This is a genomic window from Candidatus Microthrix subdominans (genome assembly GCA_016719385.1).
Classification (GTDB): Bacteria; Actinomycetota; Acidimicrobiia; order Acidimicrobiales; family Microtrichaceae; genus Microthrix; species Microthrix subdominans.
The window spans coordinates 23,376-42,863 of sequence record JADJZA010000009.1 but is presented as its reverse complement, the minus strand read 5'-3'; the positions used below and the strand labels follow the sequence as shown (position 1 = coordinate 42,863).

At 65.8% G+C, this 19,488-nt stretch carries 14 protein-coding genes and 3 pseudogenes; 6 read left to right on the top strand and 11 right to left on the bottom strand.

Annotated features, from left to right (window positions below; all coding sequences use genetic code 11):
• Positions 1-172: 172 nt before the first annotated feature.
• Positions 173-949 carry a helix-turn-helix domain-containing protein gene (locus tag IPN02_16645; protein MBK9298419.1) on the top strand — a complete coding sequence of 259 codons (777 nt, stop codon included), beginning with the start codon at positions 173-175 and terminating at the stop codon, positions 947-949.
• Between the two features lie 33 nt (positions 950-982).
• Here the strand turns inward: IPN02_16645 and IPN02_16640 are convergent, their stop codons facing one another.
• The 3 genes and pseudogenes from IPN02_16640 to IPN02_16630 form a co-directional block, all read right to left on the bottom strand.
• Positions 983-2,701 (bottom strand): long-chain fatty acid--CoA ligase, encoded by a 1,719-nt coding sequence (locus tag IPN02_16640; protein MBK9298418.1) that lies wholly within the window; start codon positions 2,699-2,701, stop codon positions 983-985.
• Positions 2,698-3,354, bottom strand: a pseudogene (locus IPN02_16635) (CoA transferase). Before IPN02_16635 ends, IPN02_16640 begins: the two are co-directional and overlap by 4 nt.
• An 86-nt stretch (positions 3,355-3,440) precedes the next feature.
• Positions 3,441-4,583 carry an acyl-CoA dehydrogenase family protein gene (locus tag IPN02_16630; protein MBK9298417.1) on the bottom strand — a complete coding sequence of 381 codons (1,143 nt, stop codon included), beginning with the start codon at positions 4,581-4,583 and terminating at the stop codon, positions 3,441-3,443.
• 189 nt (positions 4,584-4,772) lie between these two features.
• Here IPN02_16630 and IPN02_16625 point away from each other — a divergent pair.
• Both IPN02_16625 and IPN02_16620 read left to right on the top strand, forming a co-directional pair.
• Positions 4,773-5,947, top strand: a pseudogene (locus tag IPN02_16625) (acetyl-CoA C-acetyltransferase).
• Positions 5,947-7,348: pseudogene (locus tag IPN02_16620) on the top strand (3-hydroxyacyl-CoA dehydrogenase family protein). The pseudogenes IPN02_16625 and IPN02_16620 overlap by 1 nt, the downstream one beginning before the upstream one ends.
• Here IPN02_16620 and IPN02_16615 read toward each other — a convergent pair.
• From IPN02_16615 to IPN02_16600, 4 genes are all read right to left on the bottom strand, one after another.
• Positions 7,245-8,117 (bottom strand): glycoside hydrolase family 16 protein, encoded by an 873-nt coding sequence (locus IPN02_16615; protein ID MBK9298416.1) that lies wholly within the window; start codon positions 8,115-8,117, stop codon positions 7,245-7,247. The pseudogene IPN02_16620 and the gene IPN02_16615 overlap by 104 nt on opposite strands.
• Before the next feature lie 246 nt (positions 8,118-8,363).
• Positions 8,364-9,104 (bottom strand): hypothetical protein, encoded by a 741-nt coding sequence (locus tag IPN02_16610; GenBank protein ID MBK9298415.1) that lies wholly within the window; start codon positions 9,102-9,104, stop codon positions 8,364-8,366.
• Between the two features lie 13 nt (positions 9,105-9,117).
• Complete coding sequence (locus tag IPN02_16605; protein MBK9298414.1) at positions 9,118-9,738, bottom strand: ABC transporter ATP-binding protein; 621 nt, start codon at positions 9,736-9,738, stop codon at positions 9,118-9,120.
• A 57-nt stretch (positions 9,739-9,795) separates the two neighbouring features.
• The gene (locus IPN02_16600; GenBank protein ID MBK9298413.1) at positions 9,796-10,068 is read right to left on the bottom strand and encodes a DUF3427 domain-containing protein; all 273 of its coding nucleotides are present in this window, start codon (positions 10,066-10,068) and stop codon (positions 9,796-9,798) included.
• Between the two features lie 59 nt (positions 10,069-10,127).
• Here IPN02_16600 and zwf point away from each other — a divergent pair, with 59 nt between their 5' ends.
• The 3 genes from zwf to IPN02_16585 are packed head-to-tail and all read left to right on the top strand — an operon-like array spanning position 10,128 to position 14,782.
• Positions 10,128-11,603, top strand: a complete 1,476-nt coding sequence (gene zwf / locus IPN02_16595; GenBank protein ID MBK9298412.1) for a glucose-6-phosphate dehydrogenase — start codon at positions 10,128-10,130, stop codon at positions 11,601-11,603.
• On the top strand, positions 11,557-13,488 hold the full coding sequence (locus tag IPN02_16590; GenBank protein ID MBK9298411.1) for a glycoside hydrolase family 15 protein: 1,932 nt from the start codon (positions 11,557-11,559) through the stop codon (positions 13,486-13,488). The genes zwf and IPN02_16590 overlap by 47 nt, the downstream gene beginning before the upstream one ends.
• Entirely contained in the window at positions 13,481-14,782 is a 1,302-nt protein-coding gene (locus tag IPN02_16585) for an NAD(P)/FAD-dependent oxidoreductase (protein MBK9298410.1), read from the top strand. Before IPN02_16590 ends, IPN02_16585 begins: the two co-directional genes overlap by 8 nt.
• 63 nt (positions 14,783-14,845) lie before the next feature.
• On the opposite strand, the gene IPN02_16580 is transcribed toward IPN02_16585, so the two are convergent.
• The 4 genes from IPN02_16580 to IPN02_16565 all read right to left on the bottom strand — a co-directional run bounded on the left by IPN02_16580 (position 14,846) and on the right by IPN02_16565 (position 19,442).
• On the bottom strand, positions 14,846-15,175 hold the full coding sequence (locus IPN02_16580) for an SDR family oxidoreductase (GenBank protein MBK9298409.1): 330 nt from the start codon (positions 15,173-15,175) through the stop codon (positions 14,846-14,848).
• A complete protein-coding gene (locus tag IPN02_16575; GenBank protein MBK9298408.1) occupies positions 15,133-15,858 on the bottom strand; it encodes a DUF3376 domain-containing protein in 726 nt (241 codons plus the stop codon). The genes IPN02_16580 and IPN02_16575 overlap by 43 nt, the downstream gene beginning before the upstream one ends.
• 105 nt (positions 15,859-15,963) lie before the next feature.
• The gene (locus IPN02_16570; protein ID MBK9298407.1) at positions 15,964-17,622 is read right to left on the bottom strand and encodes an FAD-dependent oxidoreductase; all 1,659 of its coding nucleotides are present in this window, start codon (positions 17,620-17,622) and stop codon (positions 15,964-15,966) included.
• Positions 17,619-19,442 (bottom strand): PAS domain S-box protein, encoded by a 1,824-nt coding sequence (locus IPN02_16565; GenBank protein ID MBK9298406.1) that lies wholly within the window; start codon positions 19,440-19,442, stop codon positions 17,619-17,621. The genes IPN02_16570 and IPN02_16565 overlap by 4 nt, the downstream gene beginning before the upstream one ends.
• Positions 19,443-19,488: the final 46 nt, after the last annotated feature.

Genomic DNA, 19,488 nt, shown 5'->3' with positions numbered 1-19,488 from the left:
GCCGAGCGGCAGGGACTGGAGTTGGGGGCACTGCTGAGGTCGGCAAGGATCCCCGACGACGTCGCCTACAACCCTCGGGCCCGGGTGACGCTGAACCAGCTGTCCGGCCTGACCCGCAGCATCTGGGCTGAGACCGACGACGAACTGTTCGGGGTTGGACCAAACTTGGCACTTGGCACTTGGCAGCTTCCGATTGGTCGCACCGAGGATCTTCAGCGCTTCCGATCTGCGCACCATGCTGATCAGGATGGATCAGGCGACCCGGGTGCTCACTGCTGCCCCGCGAATCGAGGCACTGCTCGACGACGACACGCCCCGGCTGACGGTCGACGTCCACCGGCTGGACGACCCCGAGCACATCGTGATCGAAACGCTGATCGGCTTCATTCACCGCACGATCGGCTGGGCGATCGGCCGCCGCGTGCCCCTCGTCGTCCTGGCGATGCCGTACGAGACGCCGCCGTTTATGCGCTACTACGAGGCCGCCTTCGGCCTGCTGCCCACCTTCGGCGCCGAGGTGGCGGTCCTGGGCTTCGACGCCGACCTGCTCGACGCCCCACTGCTGCGCACCCCAGTAGACCTCGAGGCGTACATCGGGGAGTCACCGACCAACTTCTTCTCAATTCGGGATCACGGCTCGACGACAGCCGACCAGGTACGTCGCCTGCTGGAGCAGGGCCTGACCGGCGACTGGCCAACCCCGGACGAGATTGCCGCCCGCCTGTCGGTGAGCGTGCACCACCTCCGTCGACTCCTCCGCGAGGAGGACACCACGGTGAGCGACCTGCGACGAGACCTCATGCGAGACACAGCGATCAACAGCCTGGTGATCGGCAAGGAGAGCATCGACGAGCTGTCTGCCCGGCTCGGGTTCTCCGAGCCCAGCGCCTTTCGGCGGGCGTTTCGCCGATGGACAGGGATGCCTCCCGGCGCCTACAGGCCCCGGTAGCACGGCCGCGCAAACACTTGGCGCTCGTCTCAGCTACTTCTTACGATCGTCGGTGGCGTAGAGCTCGTCGATCAGGTCGCTGTACTTCTCGGCGATCGGCTTACGCTTGAGCTTCATCGTCGGTGTGAGCTCATCGCCTCCGGCCTCCCATGCGTTCGGCACGATCTTGAACCTTTTGATCTGCTCGACGCGCGACAGCCCGGCGTTGGCTCGCTCGACGGCCGCTTCCACCTGCACCAGCGCCGCTGCGTCGTCAACGCCGGCCGAAGCCTCGGGGTCGAGGCAGACGAGCGCCGTCACGTAGGGCCGCAGGTCGCCGATGGCGATGACGCTTCCGATCAGGCCGCACTCCACCTGGATGGCGGACTCGATGTTGGTGGGCGACATGTTCTTGCCGGCCGCATTGATGATCAGCTCCTTCTTGCGGTCGACGATGACGACGTAGCCGTCCTGGTCGATCGTCGCAACGTCGCCGGTGTGCAGCCAGCCCTCCGGGTCGATCGCTTCGGCGGTCTGTGCCGGCGAGTTGCGGTAGCCCCGCATCACCCCGGCGCTCTTCACGAGCAGTTCGCCGTCGTCGGCGATTCTGACCTCGACGCCTGGCAACGGCTTGCCCACCGTGCCCGGGCGGGGGTGCTCCAGGGGCGTGAGCGTGCCGACGAGACACGATTCCGACATTCCCCAGCCCTCGGCCATCGGCAGGCCGAGGCTGATGAAGAACTTGAGCGCATCGGGCGAGACCGGAGCGGCCCCGGAGACGGCGAGGAGCATCTGATCCAGCCCCACCCGCTCCCGCAGCTTGCTGAGCACCAGCTTGTCGGCGATCGCATGCTGCGCTTTGAGAAGAGGGGGCATCGAGCGTCCTGCGATCAGGGCATCCGCCTGCTGGGATCCGACATCCAGCGCCCAGTTGATCAGCTTCGCCTTGGGCCCCTCCTCGGCCGCCACCGCCGCTTCGAGGCCCGCCTTGAACTTGTACCAGACCATCGGAACGCCCAGCAGCATCGTCGGTTTCAGCGCAGCAATGGTTGGGGCCAGTTGCTTGGTGTCGGCGAGGGTGGTCACGGTCATCCCCATGGCCACCGGGACATAGTGGGCCAGCCACCGGTTGGCCAGGTGTGCGTCGGGAAGGTACGACAGCGCCCGGGTTCCTTCAGCCGCCCGGCTGATCTCGGGGACTTTCAAGGCAGATTCGATGCTGAACGCCACGTTGGCGTGGGTGAGCTCGACGCCCTTCGGGGGGCCCGTGGTGCCGGACGTATAGATGATGGTCATCAGGTCGTCGGGCTCGACCGCACGCCAGGATGCCTCGAAGTTGAAGTCGTCCCCGTCGCTCTGTTCGAGGTCGGCCAGCTCCTCGACCTTCAAGATGTGCTCGATCTTCCCTCTGACCTTGCCCGCCGCCTCGGCGATGGTGCCGAGGAACTGCTCCTCACACATCACCACGCTGTTCCCGGCGTTCTCGAACAGGTAGGCGATCTGGTCGACCGAGCTGGTGTTGTACACCGAGAACGGCACTGCGCCGAGATGCAGCAATGCGGTGTCGACCAGGTGGAACTCGGGCCGATTGGTCAGCATCAGCGCAACCGTGTCGCCGCGGCGCACGCCCAACTCATGGAATCCGGCGGCGATCTGGTGCACCCGCTTGGCGTACTCGGCATAGGTGATGACGACGGTGCCCTCCGAGTTGCGAAGCGCGATGCGCGTCGGATGCTTGGCGACCGTGTCTTGGAAGGTCTGGCAGAAGCTCATGTGGAGTCCCATCTGGTGAGGAGGTCGGCGGCGTCTCGGGGGCCGGTTGGTGTTTCGGTGGGCGTTCGCTCAAAGCGTGGGGCAGGGGAGGGCTGAACACAACCCTCGAGATCAAAAAGGAGCGGCGCTGAACGTTGTGTGGATGCTTCGGCGCCTCCCATGGTGTCAGCACCGGCGAGACGCACGCGTCGCTCCCCTCGAAGAGGTCGGCCCACTCGGAGCGGGTGCGCAGCTTGAACGTGGTCGTGAGCAGTTCCCGAATCGCCCAGTCCGTGGATGAACGACATCAGCAGGCTGGACCCGTCGACCATCGCCGCATCGACCACCTGGCCACGCCCCGAGCTGTTGCGCTCGAACAGCGCAGCGAGGATGCACATCGTCATCGTCAGACCGCCCCCGCCGAAGTCACCGACCAGGTTGAGCGGTGGCACCGGGCGCCCGCCGGCGTGACCGATCGGCTCGAGCGCACTCGAAATGGCCAGATAGTTGATGTCGTGGCCGGCGCGGTCGGCCAGCGGGCCGTTTTGCCCCCACCCGGTCATGCGGGCATACACCAGACGGGGGTTGACAGCCTGCAGGTCGTCGGGGCCGATGCCCAGCCGTTCGGCAACGCCGGGCCGGAACCCCTCGACGAAGACGTCCGCCTGTGTCACCAGGTTCTGGAGCCGGGGCCGGGGCCAGGCTGGCGATCTCGAGCACCTTCAGCCCGACGAGCGGCCCGTTTGGGGCTGCTCTGCGCTCACAGGAACCGCGAGATCAGTTCCTTCATGATCTCGTTGGTGCCGCCGTAGATCTTCTGCACCCGGGCATCGGTCCACTGCCGGGAGATGGGGTACTCCGTCATGTAGCCGTAGCCCCCGAACAGCTGGAGGCAACGGTCGGCGACGACGTTCTGCTGCTCGGTGCTCCACCACTTGATCTTGGAGGCGTCCTTGTAGTCGAGGGCGCCGTCGAGATGCTTCATGATGCACTCGTCGAGGTAGCACTGGGTGACGCTGACCAGCGTGTCGCACTCGGCGAGCTCGAAGCGCGTGTTCTGAAACCCGAAGAGCTCCTTGCCGAACGCCTGGCGCTCCTTGGTGTAGCGCAGGGTCTCCTCCATGATGACGTGCATGTTGGCGACGCCGCTGACCGACAGGATCAGCCGTTCCTGGGGGAGCTGCTCCATCAACGAGGCGAACCCCTGGCCCTCGACGCCACTGAGCAGGTTGCCGGCCGGCACCCGGACGTCGTCGAAGAAGAGCTCGCAGGTGTCCAGACCATGCTGGCCCACCTTCTCCAGGTTGCGGCCCCGCTCAAAGCCGTCGCGGTCGGTCTCGACCAGCAGCAGGGAGATGCCCTTGGCGCCCTCCGACGGGTCGGTCTTGGCCACCACCACGACCAGGTCGCACAGGAAGCCGTTGGTGATGAACGTTTTCGACCCGTTGATGACGTACTCGTCGCCGTCCTTGATGGCGGTGGTGCGGATGGCCTGGAGATCGGACCCGGTGCCCGGTTCGGTCATGGCGATCGCGGTGACCACCTCGCCCGTCGCCATCTTGGGCAGCCACTCCTGCTTCTGGGCTTCCGTGCCACAGCCGTTGAGGTAGTGGGCGATGATCGCCGAGTGAACCTGGCCGCCGAAGCTGGACGCCTGGGCACGCATCTGCCCGTAGACAAGCGCCGCCTCGTGGGCGAAGGTGCCGCCGCCCCCGCCGTATTCCTCGGGGATGCTGGCGCACAGCAGGCCCAGCTCGCCCGCCTTGGTCCACAGGTCGCGGTCGACGTGGTGCTGGGCGCGGTAGCGCTCCTCGTTGGGCGTCGCCTCCTTGGAAAAAAAGTCGAAGGCGAGCTTCTCGAGTGCTTCGGTCTCGTCGTCCATCCAGCGGTAGCGCTCGGTCATGGTCGATCTCCATTCGTAGATTGGGGGCAGTGGCCTCCAGTCAACGGTATGCCGCCGGTCACTGCTCTGACGGGAGCGGGCGCAGTCGGCGACCTTCGTGTACGGCGACCGCCCATGTGGACAATCTGGTCACGTAACTCGACCTGTTCGGTCATATCGGCTGCGAGCCCCCGCTCGTACCGTAGGGCCATGACCTCCGCCATCACCGATGCCTTCATTTTCGAGGCCATCCGCACCCCCCGTGGCACGGGCAAGCGCAGCGGCGCATTGCACGGCGTGAAGCCGATCGATCTGGTCGTCGGCCTGATCGACGAGCTTCGGGGCCGGTTCCCCGATCTGGACGAGCAGCGGATCTCCGACGTGATCCTGGGCTGCGTGACGCCGGTGGGGGACCAGGGCATGGACATCGCCCGCACCGCCGCCACCGCTGCCGGGATGCCCGACACGGTCGCCGGCGTGCAGCTGAACCGCTTCTGCGGCTCCGGCCTCGAGTCGGTCAACCTGGCCGCCAAGTCGATCCGTTCGGGGTTCGACGAGCTGGTGATCGCCGGCGGCGTCGAGTCGATGTCGCGGGTGGCGATGGGCTCCGACGGCGGCGCCATGGCGATGGACCCGGCCACCGCCTACGACAACTACTTCATCCCGCAGGGCATCGCGTGTGACCTGCTCGCCACGATCAACGGGATTTCCCGCCGCGACGTCGACGAGTGCGCGATGCGTTCCCAACAGCTGGCCGCCGCCGCCTGGTCCGGCGGGTATTTCGCCAGGTCGGTCGTGCCCGTCAAGGACATCAACGGGCTCACCATCCTCGCTGAGGACGAGCACATGCGACCCGAGGTGACCGCCGACGGGCTCGGCAAGCTTGGCTCCGCCTTCGCAGGCCTCGCCGAGCTGGGCGGCTTCGACGACGTGGCCAAGCAGCGCTACCCGCACGTCGAGCGGATCGATCACGTGCACACCGCCGGCAACAGCTCGGGCATCGTCGACGGCGCAGCGCTGGTGCTGGTGGGCAGCGAGGAGGCCGGTCGGGCCAGCGGACTGACGCCCCGGGCGCGCATCATCGCCGCCGCTACCAGTGGCGCCGACCCGGTGCTGATGTTTGAGGGGCCTATCCCTGTGGTCAACAAGGCACTGGCCATTGCCGACCTGTCGGTCGCCGACATCGACGTGTTTGAGATGAACGAGGCCTTCGCGCCGTCGCCCTGCACGTCCAAAAGACGTTCGACGTCTCGGACGACCGCTACAACGTCAACGGCGGCGCCATCGCCTTGGGCCACCCCTTGGGAGCGACGGGGTCGGGGTTCTGCCCGGGGCCGGGGGAGTGGTGCGCACCGTGCGCCTGCTCGGCATCCAGAACGCGCTGATGTCGGTGCTGCTCAACGGCGACCGCATGAGGCCGTCGAAGGCCCTCAAGGTGGGCGTGGTCGACGAGCTGGTCGGCACCATCGACGAGCTCGTGCCCGCGGCCAAGGCCTGGATCGCGGCGAACCCGGACGGTCACGTGCAGCCTTGGGATGCCCCCGGCTTCACGATCCCCGGCGGCACCCCGTCGACCCCGGCGTTCATGGAGTTTCTGCCTGCCTTCCCGGCGAACCTGCGCCGCCAGCTCAACGGTCAGCCGATGCCCGCTCCCCGGGCGATCATGGCCGCGGCCGTCGAGGGCGCCCAGGTGGACTTCGACACGGCGTCGACCATCGAGACCCGGTACTTCATCAGCCTGGTCACCCGGCCAGGTGTCCAAAAACATGATCCAGGCGTTCTTCTTCGACCTGCAGGCCGTGCAGCGCGGCGACTCCCGGCCGAAAGGTGTTGCGAAGAGCCGGCCGACCAAGGTGGGGATCGTCGGTGCCGGGATGATGGGCGCCGGCATCGCCTACGTGACGGCCAAGGCCGGCATCGATGTGGTGCTCAAGGACGTCACCCACGACGCGGCGCTGAAAGGAAGAGCCTATGGCGAGGGCCGCGAGGCGGGCACACTCTCCAGGGGGCTGACCACCGAGGAGCGGTCCACGGCGCTGCTCAACCGGATCACCCCCATCGCGGACGCCGCCGACTTCGAGGGCGTCGACATTGTGGTCGAAGCGGTGTTCGAAAACACCGAGCTGAAGCACCAGGTGTTTGCCGAGATCGAGGGTCACATCGATCCCGACGCAGTGCTGGGCTCCAATACCTCGTCCCTCCCGATCACCGGATTGGCCACGGGCGTGACACGGCCGGAGAACTTCGTCGGCATCCACTTCTTCTCACCGGTGATCAAGATGGACCCCGTCGAGGTCATCCGAGGCGAGCAGACCTCGGACGAGGCCCTGGCGAAGGCCATCGACTTCGTGCTGGCGATTGGGAAGTATCCGATCGTCGTCAACGACGGTCGGGGCTTCTTCACCTCGCGCGTCTTCGCAACGTTCCTCACCGAGGCGATCAAAATGCTGCACGAGGGGATCGACCCGGCGGTGATCGAGCAGGCCGCCCTTCAGGCCGGGTATCCCGCCGGGCCCCTGCAGCTGGCCGACGAGCTGAGCTTTGGGACGATGCGCAAGATCATGGACGAGACGCTTGCGGCCGCCGATCGCGACGGCACTCCAGCCTCCGAAGCGGCCGACGGGCGCCGTCTGACGCGCCGTGCACCGAACGTCCGGGGACGCCATGGCACCAGCCTGAGGGTCAGGACCGCTGATACACCCGCACGTAGTCAACCGACATCTTGGCGGGGAACCGGGTGGAGCCATCCGGGTAACCCGGCCAGGTACCCCCGATCTGCAAGTTGATGAGGAGGTTCATCGGGTTGTCTGCGGTGAACGGCTGCGGAAAGCGCGGCTGGGTTCCGCCGTCGGCAGGCCAGGCGTCCGCCTTCGGACCCTGGTCGCCCCACTTGTAGGAGCCACCTTCGCCCAGCTTGTGGACCTGCTTGCCGTCGATGAACCACGCGATGGAGCGGGGCTCCCATTCGACGGCGTAGGTGTGCCAGGCGGAGATATCTCCGCCGGTGAGCTTGGTGCTCTTGCCCATCTTGGAGCACCCCCACCCACATCGATTGTGGCTCCAATGTGCCGTCGTCGTCGCCTCGTCGGCCCGGTCGCCGAACGTCTCCACGATGTCGATCTCTCCGGACTGCCCGTTATCGCCGTACGGGTAGTTCTCAGACAGCATCCACAGTCCGGTCCAGAGTCCCTTTCCCTTCGGCATTTTCGCCCGGACTTCGAAGCGACCATACGCCTGGGAGAACTTGCCCTTCGTGCGGACCAGGCCGGTCGAGTAATCCCGATCGATTCCGCCGTTGTTCGGGCAACGGACTTGCTCCTTGCGTCCCTCGATCACCAGCGCACCATCGGCCACGCTCACGTTGTCGGGTGTGTTGCAGTGGATGGAGCCACCGCCGTCGCCATAGGTGGAGTGCTCCGGGGTCCACTTCGACGTGTCCAGGCTGGAGCCTTGGAATTCGTCCGAGAAGGTGAGCTTCCAGCTTTGAGGGGGTGGGTTCGTCGGGGGCGGTGGGGACGGCTCGCAGGCGGCCAGCACGCTGGCGCCCGCGATCACAGCTACCAGACAGTTCCGTACTCGCATGGTGAAGGCTCGCTTCGTTGGGAGACGTGCGGAACCTTCATTTCTACCCGATCGCTCGGAGTCTCACGTAATTGCCGTGAGAATTCACATGGGACGGAGCGGGCCCGAAGAGGGCTTGTGGTCGCCAGCAGTACACGGACGTGCGATGCGCCCATGCCCTCTGCCCGACCGTTCACGACGGCAACCTTGTTCCCAAGCAACACCATGGCAAGTCCCCCTTCAATTGCTCCCGTCCGCTCGTGCTGGCGAAGCGTTGGTGTCCTGCGGGTCACCGGTTGGATCGATGAAGGGGTGACGTTGCACGGCGATGCGTCGGTTCATAAACAACCGCGCCACCACGAGCAGGGCGAGTCCGTAGAGCACGGTCTGAACGACCGGCCCGAGGATCGCCGCTTGTTGTTGACTGGCGCCCTCGATCAGGCGGCGGGGGCCGTAGAACGGCAGAAACTTGGCGATGGCGGCGTCGGGCCCCACCGCGAGCTGCATGCCCACCACGCCGATCAGCACCAGGGTGCCTTCGAGTTCACGAGACAAGGCCGATCCCACCGCCAACCCGAACGGCACCGACTGCAACGCAACGAGGGCCACGCCAAGCACGAGGACCCACGGACGCGCCGGGTGGGAGATCACGCTCATCAAAACGCTGAAACCGGCGGCGATGACGAGGCCAAGCGGCCCGAGAAACAGGAGCCGGCCGATCAGCAGATCGACCGGGCGGTAGCCGCCGAGGATGAGGCGCTGGTCGACGTTTTGTGAGGAGAGAACCGAGAACAGCGTTGCCCCCGAGACGGCGAAGGCCATGCCGATGCCACCGGCGGACAGGGCCTGGGTGTTGTCGCGGCTTGACGCAAGGTAGAAGGACAACGGCAGGGCGACGAGGAGGCCCAGGGCGACGTGGCGACGGGTCAGGTCGCGGCCGTGCATCTCCGCCATAATCAACACCCGCTGCAGTGCCTTCATGAGCCGTCTCCTTTCACCATCCAGGGTGATGTGCCCTCGACGGGTGTGCGGGCAGCTCGACCACCCGGTCGACGCGGTCCAGTTCGGCGAGCATGTGGGTGACGACCACGACCGATTTGCCGGCGCGACGCCACGTCTCGCAGTGGTCCCAGAAGTTGACGTACGTGCCCCGGTCGAACCCTTGGTAGGGCTCGTCGAGCAGCAGCACGGACGGGTCGGTCAGCAGGGCCAGCGCCAGGTTCAGCTTCTGGCGGGTACCGCCCGATAGGTCGGCCACGACCGTCCGTTCGTGCATCGGATAGCCAAATTCCTCGAGAGCGGCATAGCCACGACGCAGCGATTCGGCCCGACCCAGCCCGCTGCCACGACCAAACATCACCAGGTGATCCTCCGCCGTGAGCAGGTCGAACAGCCCCGGAGTCTGCGGGCAGTACCCGATGGCCCCGCCAAGTTGAACGGTGCCGCTGTCGGCTCGGATCAGCCCGGCGCAGATCCCCATCAGCGTGGACTTGCCAGCCCCGTTTTCGCCGGTGAGCGCCACCACCTCCCCGCGTGCCACCGCCAGGTCGACGTCTTCCAGGATCGTGGTACGCCCGAAGCGTTTACACACCCCGGAGACAACGAGTTGATGCATCGTCATGAACGTACCCCCGGCATCGGCCTCGACGGTTGCATCCCTGCCCTCGCCGGGCTAAACCACGGCGGCGCGGTAGCTGGTGAAGATGTCGCCTGGCAGTGGGTGGTGCAGCTTCCAGGTGATCTGGATCGGCCGCTCGGACCGGTGCTCGACGTAGCTGGCGGTGCCGGCGCAGAAGTAGGGCAGTGTGCGGCCGGATTCGTCCTGTTTGGCGGTGCGGACGAACAGTGCGACCGTGCGATCTCGGGCCTGGTGGTGGATGTAGTTCTGGCGCCGGTGTCGAGCATCCAAAACCGCAAAAGAAAAGCGGCAGGTCAAGAAGGACAAGAAGGCCGGCAAGGGGACCGTCCCGAACTAGGCCGACGACAGCTCACCCAGGTCGGGGGATGCCGACGCGGCGGAACGCGTGGTCCACTGAAGCTGAGGGACTGGCCCGAGCACCAGCGGACTACACCGAGAGAGGAGCCGACGTGACGGACGCGCCCCGGAAATGTGATGTCTTTGTGGTCTTCGGGATCACCGGCGACCTGGCGAAGGTGATGACGTTTCGGTCGTTGTACCGACTGGAACGCCGGGGGTTGATCGACTGCCCCATCGTCGGCGTTGCATTCGAGGACTGGACCAAGGACCAACTTGTTGAGCGGGCCAGGGACTCGATTGTGGGAACGGGCGAAGAACTCGATGACGAGGTGTTCGGCCGGCTGGCCAACCGGATGTCCTATGTGCAGGGCGACTTCGCGGACGACTCGACCTACGGGCGGGTGGGCGCAGCGATCGCCGGCGTCGAGCAACCGGTGTTCTACCTGGAGATCCCGCCGTTCCTCTTCGCCACCGTCATCAAAGGGCTGTCCGACGCGGGACTCACCGGCACAGCGCGGGTCGTGGTGGAGAAACCGTTCGGCAACGACCTCGCATCGGCGCGGGCGCTGTCCGATGAGCTCCACCAGTACCTCGATGAGTCGCAGCTGCTGCGGATCGACCACTACCTCGGCAAGATGGGTCTCGAGGAGATCCTCTATCTGCGGTTTGCCAACACGCTGCTCGAGCCGGTGTGGAACCGCAACCACGTGGAGTCGGTGCAGATCACCCTGGCCGAGAACTTCGGGGTGGCCGATCGCGGCCACTTCTACGATCCGATTGGAGCCCTCCGCGACGTCGTGGTCAACCACCTCATGCAGGTGGTTGCGGCCGCCGCCATGGAGCCACCGGCCGGTGGGCATCCGGGCTACCTCAAAGATGCGGTGGTCGCGGCGTTCCGGGCGGTCGATGACGCCGACCCCGCTCACTACGTGCGGGGACAATACGACGGCTACCTCGATGTCGACGGCGTTGCCGCCGACTCGACGACCGAGACGTTCGCCGCGCTTCGCCTGGAGATCGACAACTGGCGCTGGTCGGGTGTCCCGTTCTTCATCCGCACCGGCAAGTGCCTGGCCACCACCCAGACCGAGCTCCGGCTCGTGTTGAAGAACCCACCGAGGCTCGGTTTTGGAGAGCTGCGCGGCCACCGGGCCGAAACGGACCAGATCGTGGTGAAGCTCGACCCCTCCACCGGCGTGCAGATCACGCTGGACGCCCTCCGTTCGGGCACGCCCCACCCCGAACCGATCACGCTCGACATGTTGTTCGCAGACGAGGGCGGCGAAGGCCCCACCCCCTACGAGGTGCTCCTGCACGCCGCCATGATCGGTGCCAAGACGCGCTTCACCCGCCAGGACGGGGTGGAAGAGGCATGGCGGATCATGCAACCGCTCCTTCACTCCCCTCCGCCGGTGCACACCTATGCGCCCGGGACCATGGGCCCCGAAGCCGCTGATGCGCTCGTCAACGGCATCGGCAAGTGGCACGAGCCATGGACCTGATCGAACTGCAGGGCCCGACGTACCCACCCCGAACAACCTGACCTACCCCCCCGAGAGACGAGCCGCCGTCGTGAACAACACCGCTGAGTACCCACCGATCGCTGATCATGGCCTGATCGGCGACATGCAGTCGGCGGCACTTGTTTCCACCGACGGCGCCATCGACTTCTTCTGCTGCCCGCGCTTCGACTCTGCGAGCGTGTTCGCCGCGCTGCTCGATGCCGACAAGGGCGGGGCGTTCCGCGTGGACGCAAACGACCCGTCGACCGTGACCAAGCAGATGTACCTGCCGGACAGCGCCATCCTGGTCACCCGGTACCTGGCGAACACCGGCGTCGCAGAACTCATCGACTTCATGCCGATCGACGATCCGCACGTGGCCCACGGACGACGCCGCATCGTGCGGATGCTTCGGTGCGTGCGGGGTCACTTCGAGTTCCGGGTCCGAGTGGCTCCGCGTTTCGACTTCGCCCGCCGCGCCCACACCACGAGCGTCGATGGCCACCGCGCTCGCTTCGACGCTGGGGAGGTCGTGCTGGGACTGTCGTCGTCAGAGGTGCTCGAACGGGATGGGGACGACGCCACCGCACACGTGGCGCTCTCGGAGGGTGACCAGGCCGGATTCGTGCTGGATGCGACGGCCGGTGCCACTCCACAGCGTGTGAAACGCGACGAGCTCCAGGCGCTTTTCGAGGCCACGAACGGTTACTGGCACGACTGGGTCGAGCGAGGACGCTACCGGGGTCGATGGCGCGAGACGGTCTACCGGTCCGCCATCACCTTGAAGCTCATGACGTATGCGCCCTCGGGCGCCATCGTGGCCGCACCCACGGGCGGGCTCCCCGAACAGATGGGAGGCGAACGCAACTGGGACTACCGCTACACCTGGGTACGCGACGGATCCTTCTCGGTGCGGGCGCTGCTCAAGCTGGGCTTCGAGGACGAGGCGGTGGGCTTTTCGCTCTGGATGCGCCAGCGTGCGGAGGAGCGGCGGTCCGACGGCTCGACACCGCTCAACATCATGTACCGAGTCGACGGCAGCTCCGACCTGACCGAGGAGATCGTGGAGGGTTTCGACGGCTACCGCGGTTCGAGCCCCGTGCGGATCGGGAACGGCGCGGCGGACCAGCTGCAGCTCGACATCTACGGCGAGTTCCTCGACGCGTTACTCCTCATCGACGAGGCGGGCTACTTCCTGGGAAACGCCGGCTGGGCGGACATCATCGAGATCATCGACTGGCTGTGCGATAACTGGGACCGACCGGAGGAGGGGATCTGGGAGACACGGGGCGGGCAACGTCGCTTCGTGTACGGGCGACTGATGACCTGGGTCGCGTTCGACCGGGCGATCCGCATCGCAACCAACCGATCGCTGCCGGCGCCGCTTCAGCGATGGACCGATGTGCGCGACGAGCTGCACCGAACAATCCACAGCAAGGGTTGGAACGCGGAGATGGCTGCGTTCGTTCAGTACGAAGGCGGCGATGTCCTGGATGCATCGCTGCTGTTGATGCCGCTCGTGGGCTTCATCTCACCGACCGACCCCAAGTGGATCTCCACCCTGGCGGCCATGGACCGAACGTTGGTGTCCGACAGCCTGGTGTACCGCTACGACCCAAGTGCGTCCCCCGACGGGCTGGCGGGCTCGGAGGGCACGTTCTCACTGTGTACCTTCTGGTATGTCTCCGCTCTGGCGAAGTCCGGCCGGGTCGGCGAGGCCCGGCTCACGTTCGACAAAATGTTGACCTACGCCAACCACATCGGCCTGTTCTCAGAGGAAATCGGGGCCACCGGCGACCAGCTCGGCAACTTCCCCCAGGCGTTCACCCACCTCTCGCTCATCGTGGCAGCGATGGACTTGGATCAGGCTCTCGGCGATGGCTGAGCAACGGTCCACGGTGGTGGTGGTCGGGGGCGGATTCGCAGGTGTCGGGTGCGCGACCCGGTTGGCCCGCCACGATGTTGCGGTCACGCTGTTGGACCGTAACAACTACCACCAGTTCCAACCGCTGCTCTACCAGGTGGCCACCGCCGAACTGGCGGTGGTTGATGTGGCCCGGCCGCTGCGGGGGATCTTCGCCAGGCATCCCAGCGTCAGGGTAAAACGGGTCGACGTCGTCTCGGTCGACGTCGACGGTCGAAGCGTCACCACCGCCGACGGTGACACGTTCGGCGGCGACTACCTCGTGCTCGCAGCGGGTTCGAAACCGAACTTCTTCAACACTCCCGGAGCGCAGCAGCATGCGTTTCCGCTCTACTCGGTCGCCGATGCCAACCGGCTGCGCAACCGGCTGTTCGAGGTGTTCGAGGACGCCGACAACGACGCGACACTTATCGATCGGGGTGCGCTCAACATCGTCGTGGTCGGCGCTGGACCCACCGGCGTCGAGACGGCCGGGGCGGTGGCCGACCTGGTCAATGACGTGATGCCCAAACGCTACCGGGACCTCGACCTGGACAGGGTGGCCATCACCATCGTCGATCTGGGCCCGGCGGTGCTCGGACCCTTTTCCGACACGGCGAGCGCCTATGCGACGAAGCGACTCGGGACCCTCGGGGTGAACCTCCGCCTGAAAACAGGGGTTGAGGAGGTCACGACCGAGGGCGTCCTACTCAGCGACGGCACCGAGATCGCCAGCCGGACCGTCGTGTGGGCAGGGGGAATCACCGCACCTGATCTGGCTGCTACATCGGGCCTCGATGCCGGCAGGGGTGGTCGCCTCACGGCCCAACCCGATCTGACAGTGCACGGGCATCCGAGCGTCTATGCGATCGGCGACATGGCCAACATGACCGACGACACCGGCCAGGCACTCCCGCAGTTGGGGTCGGTCGCCTTGCAAGCAGGCCGCTGGGCCGCACGGAACATCCTCGCCGACGTCGATGGCCGTCAGCGGGAACCGTTCCGCTACCGCGACAAGGGGATCATGGCCATGGTCGGCAGGGGCTCGGCAGTTGCCGAGGTCGGCAAACGGCACCACGAGCTTCACGGAACGGTCGCCTTTGCGGCCTGGTTGGGAGTGCACGCCTGGCTCATGAGCGGCGTACGTCAACGCGTCGACGCCTTCGTGTCATGGGCGTGGGACTTCCTCGGTGCCAGCCGAGGGGACGCAGTGATCGAGACGGACTCGGCCCGGATCGACTGGGGAGACCAGGACCCGACCGGCGGATCACCCTGACCGGTGCGTGGTCAGGTTGCGGACCCCGCTTCGCACCGACGGCTGGTAACTGAGGCGGGACGCCTAGCCCGCGATGATTCCACCGTCGGAGACAAAAGCGCCGCCCGTGGAATAGCTCGACATGTCCGATGCCAGGAACAACACCAGGTTGGACACCTCTTCGGGGTCCCCGATGCGCTTCATGGGGATCTGCTCCACGTACGCCTGGACGACGTCCTTGATGTCGTCGGCCTCGATGCCAGGGGTAGAGACGGCGCCGGGATGCACCGAGTTCACCCGGATGTTGTACTCGGCATATTCCTGGGCCACCGCCTTGGTCTCCTCCAGGATCTGGCCTTGGCGCCGTTCGATCAGTTTGTTTCGGACCTGGAGCTCCGTGGCGTCCCCCGGCACGCCTGCGAGGTACGAAGTCGTCCCTGAAAATCAGGCTCACCTCGATCGACCGCCATCTTGAGCACCAGCCCGATGAGATCGGAGGCTGCGTCGAGTCGACCCCACATCCAGTCGTTGTTGCGCCACCGGTGATCGAGGAACGCGGAGAAGTTGGCCAGTTCGTTGCCGGCGAGCTTCACCTCCGGCCGAAGGAAGTTCTCGCGGCCCACCCAACCGTCCCGGTGTGAGCAGTCCAGCTTCTTCGACTCGGCGAACAAGGTGCTGAACCGAGCTGCCAACGGTGTCTCCGCTGCCGCCGAGATTCGGACGAGCACCACCTCTTCACCGCTAACGCCGCCCGAGGCCTCCTCACGCATCCCTTCCATTTCCAGCGCCCCCAGCCGATCAGAAATCGGCCGAGTGGGGGGATCGGTCAGGATGCGATCGAGCAGCGCAGGCGAGTGATCATCCGAAACACCCCCGGCATCCTGGCGGCCGAGAAACGTCGAGACAACGCCGATGAGCGCTTCCGTGACGACTTGGCGTAGATCAACGATGTCGCCGCCCTGCCCGAACGGTGCCATCGACGGAAACCCGGGCCCGTCGTATCCGATCGCTTGTTGGAGAGCGACGTCGACAGCGCCGCGGTAGAGCTTCGCAATCCCAGCATCGGCGATGATGCCGTCGGCCAGACCCGAAGGCACCAACGACAAGCTACCGGCGTCGGCCCAGCCAGCGTTCTCGTGGCCGAGCGTGAATGGGCGTTCGAAGGGGACTATGCCGGATTCCGACCGAGCCCGGTCGTTGCCTCAGCTCTGTAAGAACTGATGGACGAACTGCACCGCGACGGAACCTTCTCCGACCGCCGACGCAACCCGCTTCACCGACCTCGACCGCACGTCACCCACTGCGAAGACCCCCGGCACGCTCGTCTCATAGAGGTACGGGTCCCGCAACCCGTCCGGCGCCGGGAACCGACGGTCCCCAAGTGCTGGACCGGTGAGCAGGAAGCCACGCTCATCCTTTGCTACCTGGGGCGGCAGCCATGGTGTGCGGGGGGACGCCCCGATGAAGATGAACATCGCTGAGGCCTTCACCTCATCGGTCTCACCGGACTTGCCGTCGATGACAGTGATCGAGTTGAGCCGGTCGGTGCCGCCGACCTGTTGGACCTCCGCACGGAGACGCACCTCGATGTTGGGCCGTTCGGCAATCTGGTCGACCAGATACGCGGACATCCCTTCGCTCAGCGATGCCGACCTACACAGGATCGTGACCTTCGCCGCGTGGTCGGAGAAGAACACCGCCGCCTGGCCCGCAGAGTTGGCGCCGCCGACGATGATGATCTCCTCGCCGGCCACAGTGTCGCGTTCGCTCAGCCCGGCGCCGTAGTAGATACCCGCTCCCTCCAGATCGGCCACTCCCGGGACGTCGAGGCGGTTGTAGGTCACCCCGCACGCCAGGACCAGCGCGCCGCAGCTGATCTGGGACCCGTCGGCCAACTGCAGTTTCGGGTACGGCCCATTGACGTCCAGGTGGGTCACGGCTGCGGGGGCAAGCACCTCGACGTCGAATCGCTTTGCCTGGGTCACCGCCCGCCGGGCCAGGTCTGCACCGGCGATCCCGTTCGGGAAGCCCAGGTAGTTTTCGATCCGTGATGACTGACCCGCCTGCCCACCGGGAGCCGACTGTTCGATGCAGACCGTGGACAGGCCTTCGCTTGCCCCGTAGACCGCAGCAGCCAATCCGGCCGGTCCGGCGCCGACGATCGCCAGGTCGAATGCGGTCGCATCGGTTTGGGTGCGGTTTCCGAGGGCCGTCGCCAACGTGGCCAGGTCCGGGTTGATCAGGTGCTGGCCGTCGGGCGTCAACACGATCGGCAGCGTCGCTCCACCGGAAGCCGCGTGCAGACGTCGCCCCTCGTCGTTGAGATCCACGTCGAGCCACTGCATCGGGACCTGATTGCGTTGCAAAAAGTCCCGCACATCGTGACAGGCGGCAGACCACCTGGTGCCGACGACCCGGGTCACGTCGGCGACGGCTCGATGGCTGGCATGCCAGTCACCGAGCAGATCGTCGAGAACCGGATAGAGCTGCTCCTCGGGCGGATCCCAGGGCTTGAGGATGTAGTAGTCGAGGTGCAGGTCGTTGATGGCGCCGATCGCCACCTCGGTATCGGCGTACGCGGTGAGAAGGACGGTGCGGACATCGTCGAACAACTCCCGTGCAGCCCGCAGCACCTCAAAGCCGGACACCTCGGGCATCCGCTGGTCCGACACCACGAGCGCCAGAGGCGAGCTGCGCAACTTGAGTTCCTTGAGGACCTCGACCGCCTCGGCCCCACCAGGGGCCACCACGATGCGATAGTGCTCGCCATATTGACGGCGCAGATCACCTCGAACTGCACTGAGAACCGCCGGGTCGTCATCGACGGCGATGATGATCGGACGGTCGGTCTGGACGCTCATCGTGCCTCCCGGCGTACGGGAAGCCGCACCCGGAACACGGTGCTCCCCGGCTTGGAACGGACGTCGATGTGACCGCCGGACCCCCGAATGATGTTGAATACGATGTTGAGCCCCAAGCCGGTTCCCTTGCCCGGGCCCTTGGTCGTGAGGAACGGTTCGAACACCTTGTCGATCAGATCGTCCGCTATTCCCGGCCCGTCGTCCTCGATCTCGACCACCACCCAGCCGTCGTCGGCGGAGGTGGTGATCATGAGATGTCCCGAACCGCCCATGGCATCGGCCGCGTTGTCGATCAGGTTGGTCCAGACCTGGTTCAGCTCGCTTCCGAGAGCGTCGATCCGGGGCACGTCCTCGCCGTAGTTTCGCTCGACCTCGATGCCACGCTTCAGCTTCGCCTGCAACATGATCAGCGTGTTGTTGAGCCCCTCGTGCAGATCGATCTCCTGGACCGGGGCCTGATCCATGAAGCTGTAATCCTTCAGGGCCTTGACGATCTCGGAGATCTGCTCCGAACCGTGCCCCACCTGGGCCAGAAGGGCGAACGCCGTGTATGAGTGCGTCATCAACGACACCACCGAGGAGAGCGCCTCGGCGTCGATTTCCCCGGCGAGTGCGTCCAGGTCACCGATCTCGAGGTTCAGGCTGAGGATCGGACCGGCCAACTCCCAGGCACGGTCGACACCCCGGGCGTCCAACCAGTCCTCGATCGCCGCTTCCCGGTCGCTCCGCGAAAGCGGATCCAACGTGTCGGGCACCGTGGCTTGAAGCGCACCGCGATCGATCAACGCCGACAGTCGGTCAACATCGTCGACGGTGATTCCCCGGGACGCAAGATCGAAAAAGCGACGGTAGGTCTGCGAGAGCGCCTCCCGCAGTTGTACCGCACCCCGCTGGGCCGCCGCCGCAGGGTTATTCAACTCGTGGGCCATGCCGGCACTCAGACGACCGAGCGTGGCCAGCTTTTCGCTCTGCACGAGCGCCGACGTCCGCTCCGCTACCTCCTGCTCGAGCTGGCGCTGGTACTGCTCGGTCAGCGCCTCCGCTTCCTTACGGTCGCTGATATCGCGGAAGAAGGTGTGGGTGGCAATGAACTCTCCGTCGCGGAAGCGGCCGGTGGCGTTGCCCTCGACGGGAAACTTACGCCCGTCCTTGGCGACGAAGGTGATCTCGACCGAGTCGAAGGACATGCCGCTCATGATCTGCCCGATCAGCAGAGTGCAGTGATCGTGGAACGACTCCTCGACGATGTCGAACAGGGTCAGTCCTGGCAGTTCCTCCGGGGTGTATCCCAAGTTCTTGAACCAGGCCCGATTGACGAACTCGAAATGGCCGTCGGCTGCGATGCTCTGAATGATGTCGTGTGACGACTCGATCAGGTCCACGTACCGACGTTCGCTCTCGCGCTCCTTCTCCTCTGCCACATGCTCCGGCGTTCGGTCGCGAGCGACGGCGTAGTAGCGGCGCACCGAGGGGACGGCCACGGCGGTCCACGAGAGCCAGCGGTTCGAGCCGGCGTGATCGAGAAACCTGTTCTCGAACTGCGTGATGTCCTCGCCCTCCCGACCGGCGGCAAGCTGCGTGGCGGTGTTCTCGACATCGTCCGGGTGGACGAAATCGAGCAGCGGCCGCCCCAATAGCTCCTTGCAGTCGTAACCGAGGCGCTCGATCCAACCGTTGGAGAGTTCTTCGAAATAGCCATCGAAGCTGGCCACACACGTCAGGTCGACGCTCAGGTCCAGCAGCCGCTCGGTGATCTCATCCGGCCAGCTCGCTCCAACCTGTGCTGCCCCGAAATCTGTCATCTTGTCGCTCACGGGCATCCCCGTTTTGAATGGTACGCCTCGTGTCCAGCCCACCATGAGGCGC

Coding starts and splice junctions, on each gene's coding strand:
- IPN02_16640 (MBK9298418.1), bottom strand. CDS start 2,701: ATGAGCTTCTGCCAGACCTTCCAAGACACGGTCGCCAAGCATCCGACG.
- IPN02_16630 (MBK9298417.1), bottom strand. CDS start 4,583: ATGACCGAGCGCTACCGCTGGATGGACGACGAGACCGAAGCACTCGAG.
- IPN02_16610 (MBK9298415.1), bottom strand. CDS start 9,104: ATGAAGGCACTGCAGCGGGTGTTGATTATGGCGGAGATGCACGGCCGC.
- IPN02_16605 (MBK9298414.1), bottom strand. CDS start 9,738: ATGCATCAACTCGTTGTCTCCGGGGTGTGTAAACGCTTCGGGCGTACC.
- zwf (MBK9298412.1), top strand. CDS start 10,128: ATGCCGACGCGGCGGAACGCGTGGTCCACTGAAGCTGAGGGACTGGCC.
- IPN02_16590 (MBK9298411.1), top strand. CDS start 11,557: ATGCGCTCGTCAACGGCATCGGCAAGTGGCACGAGCCATGGACCTGAT.
- IPN02_16585 (MBK9298410.1), top strand. CDS start 13,481: ATGGCTGAGCAACGGTCCACGGTGGTGGTGGTCGGGGGCGGATTCGCA.
- IPN02_16570 (MBK9298407.1), bottom strand. CDS start 17,622: ATGAGCGTCCAGACCGACCGTCCGATCATCATCGCCGTCGATGACGAC.
- IPN02_16565 (MBK9298406.1), bottom strand. CDS start 19,442: ATGCCCGTGAGCGACAAGATGACAGATTTCGGGGCAGCACAGGTTGGA.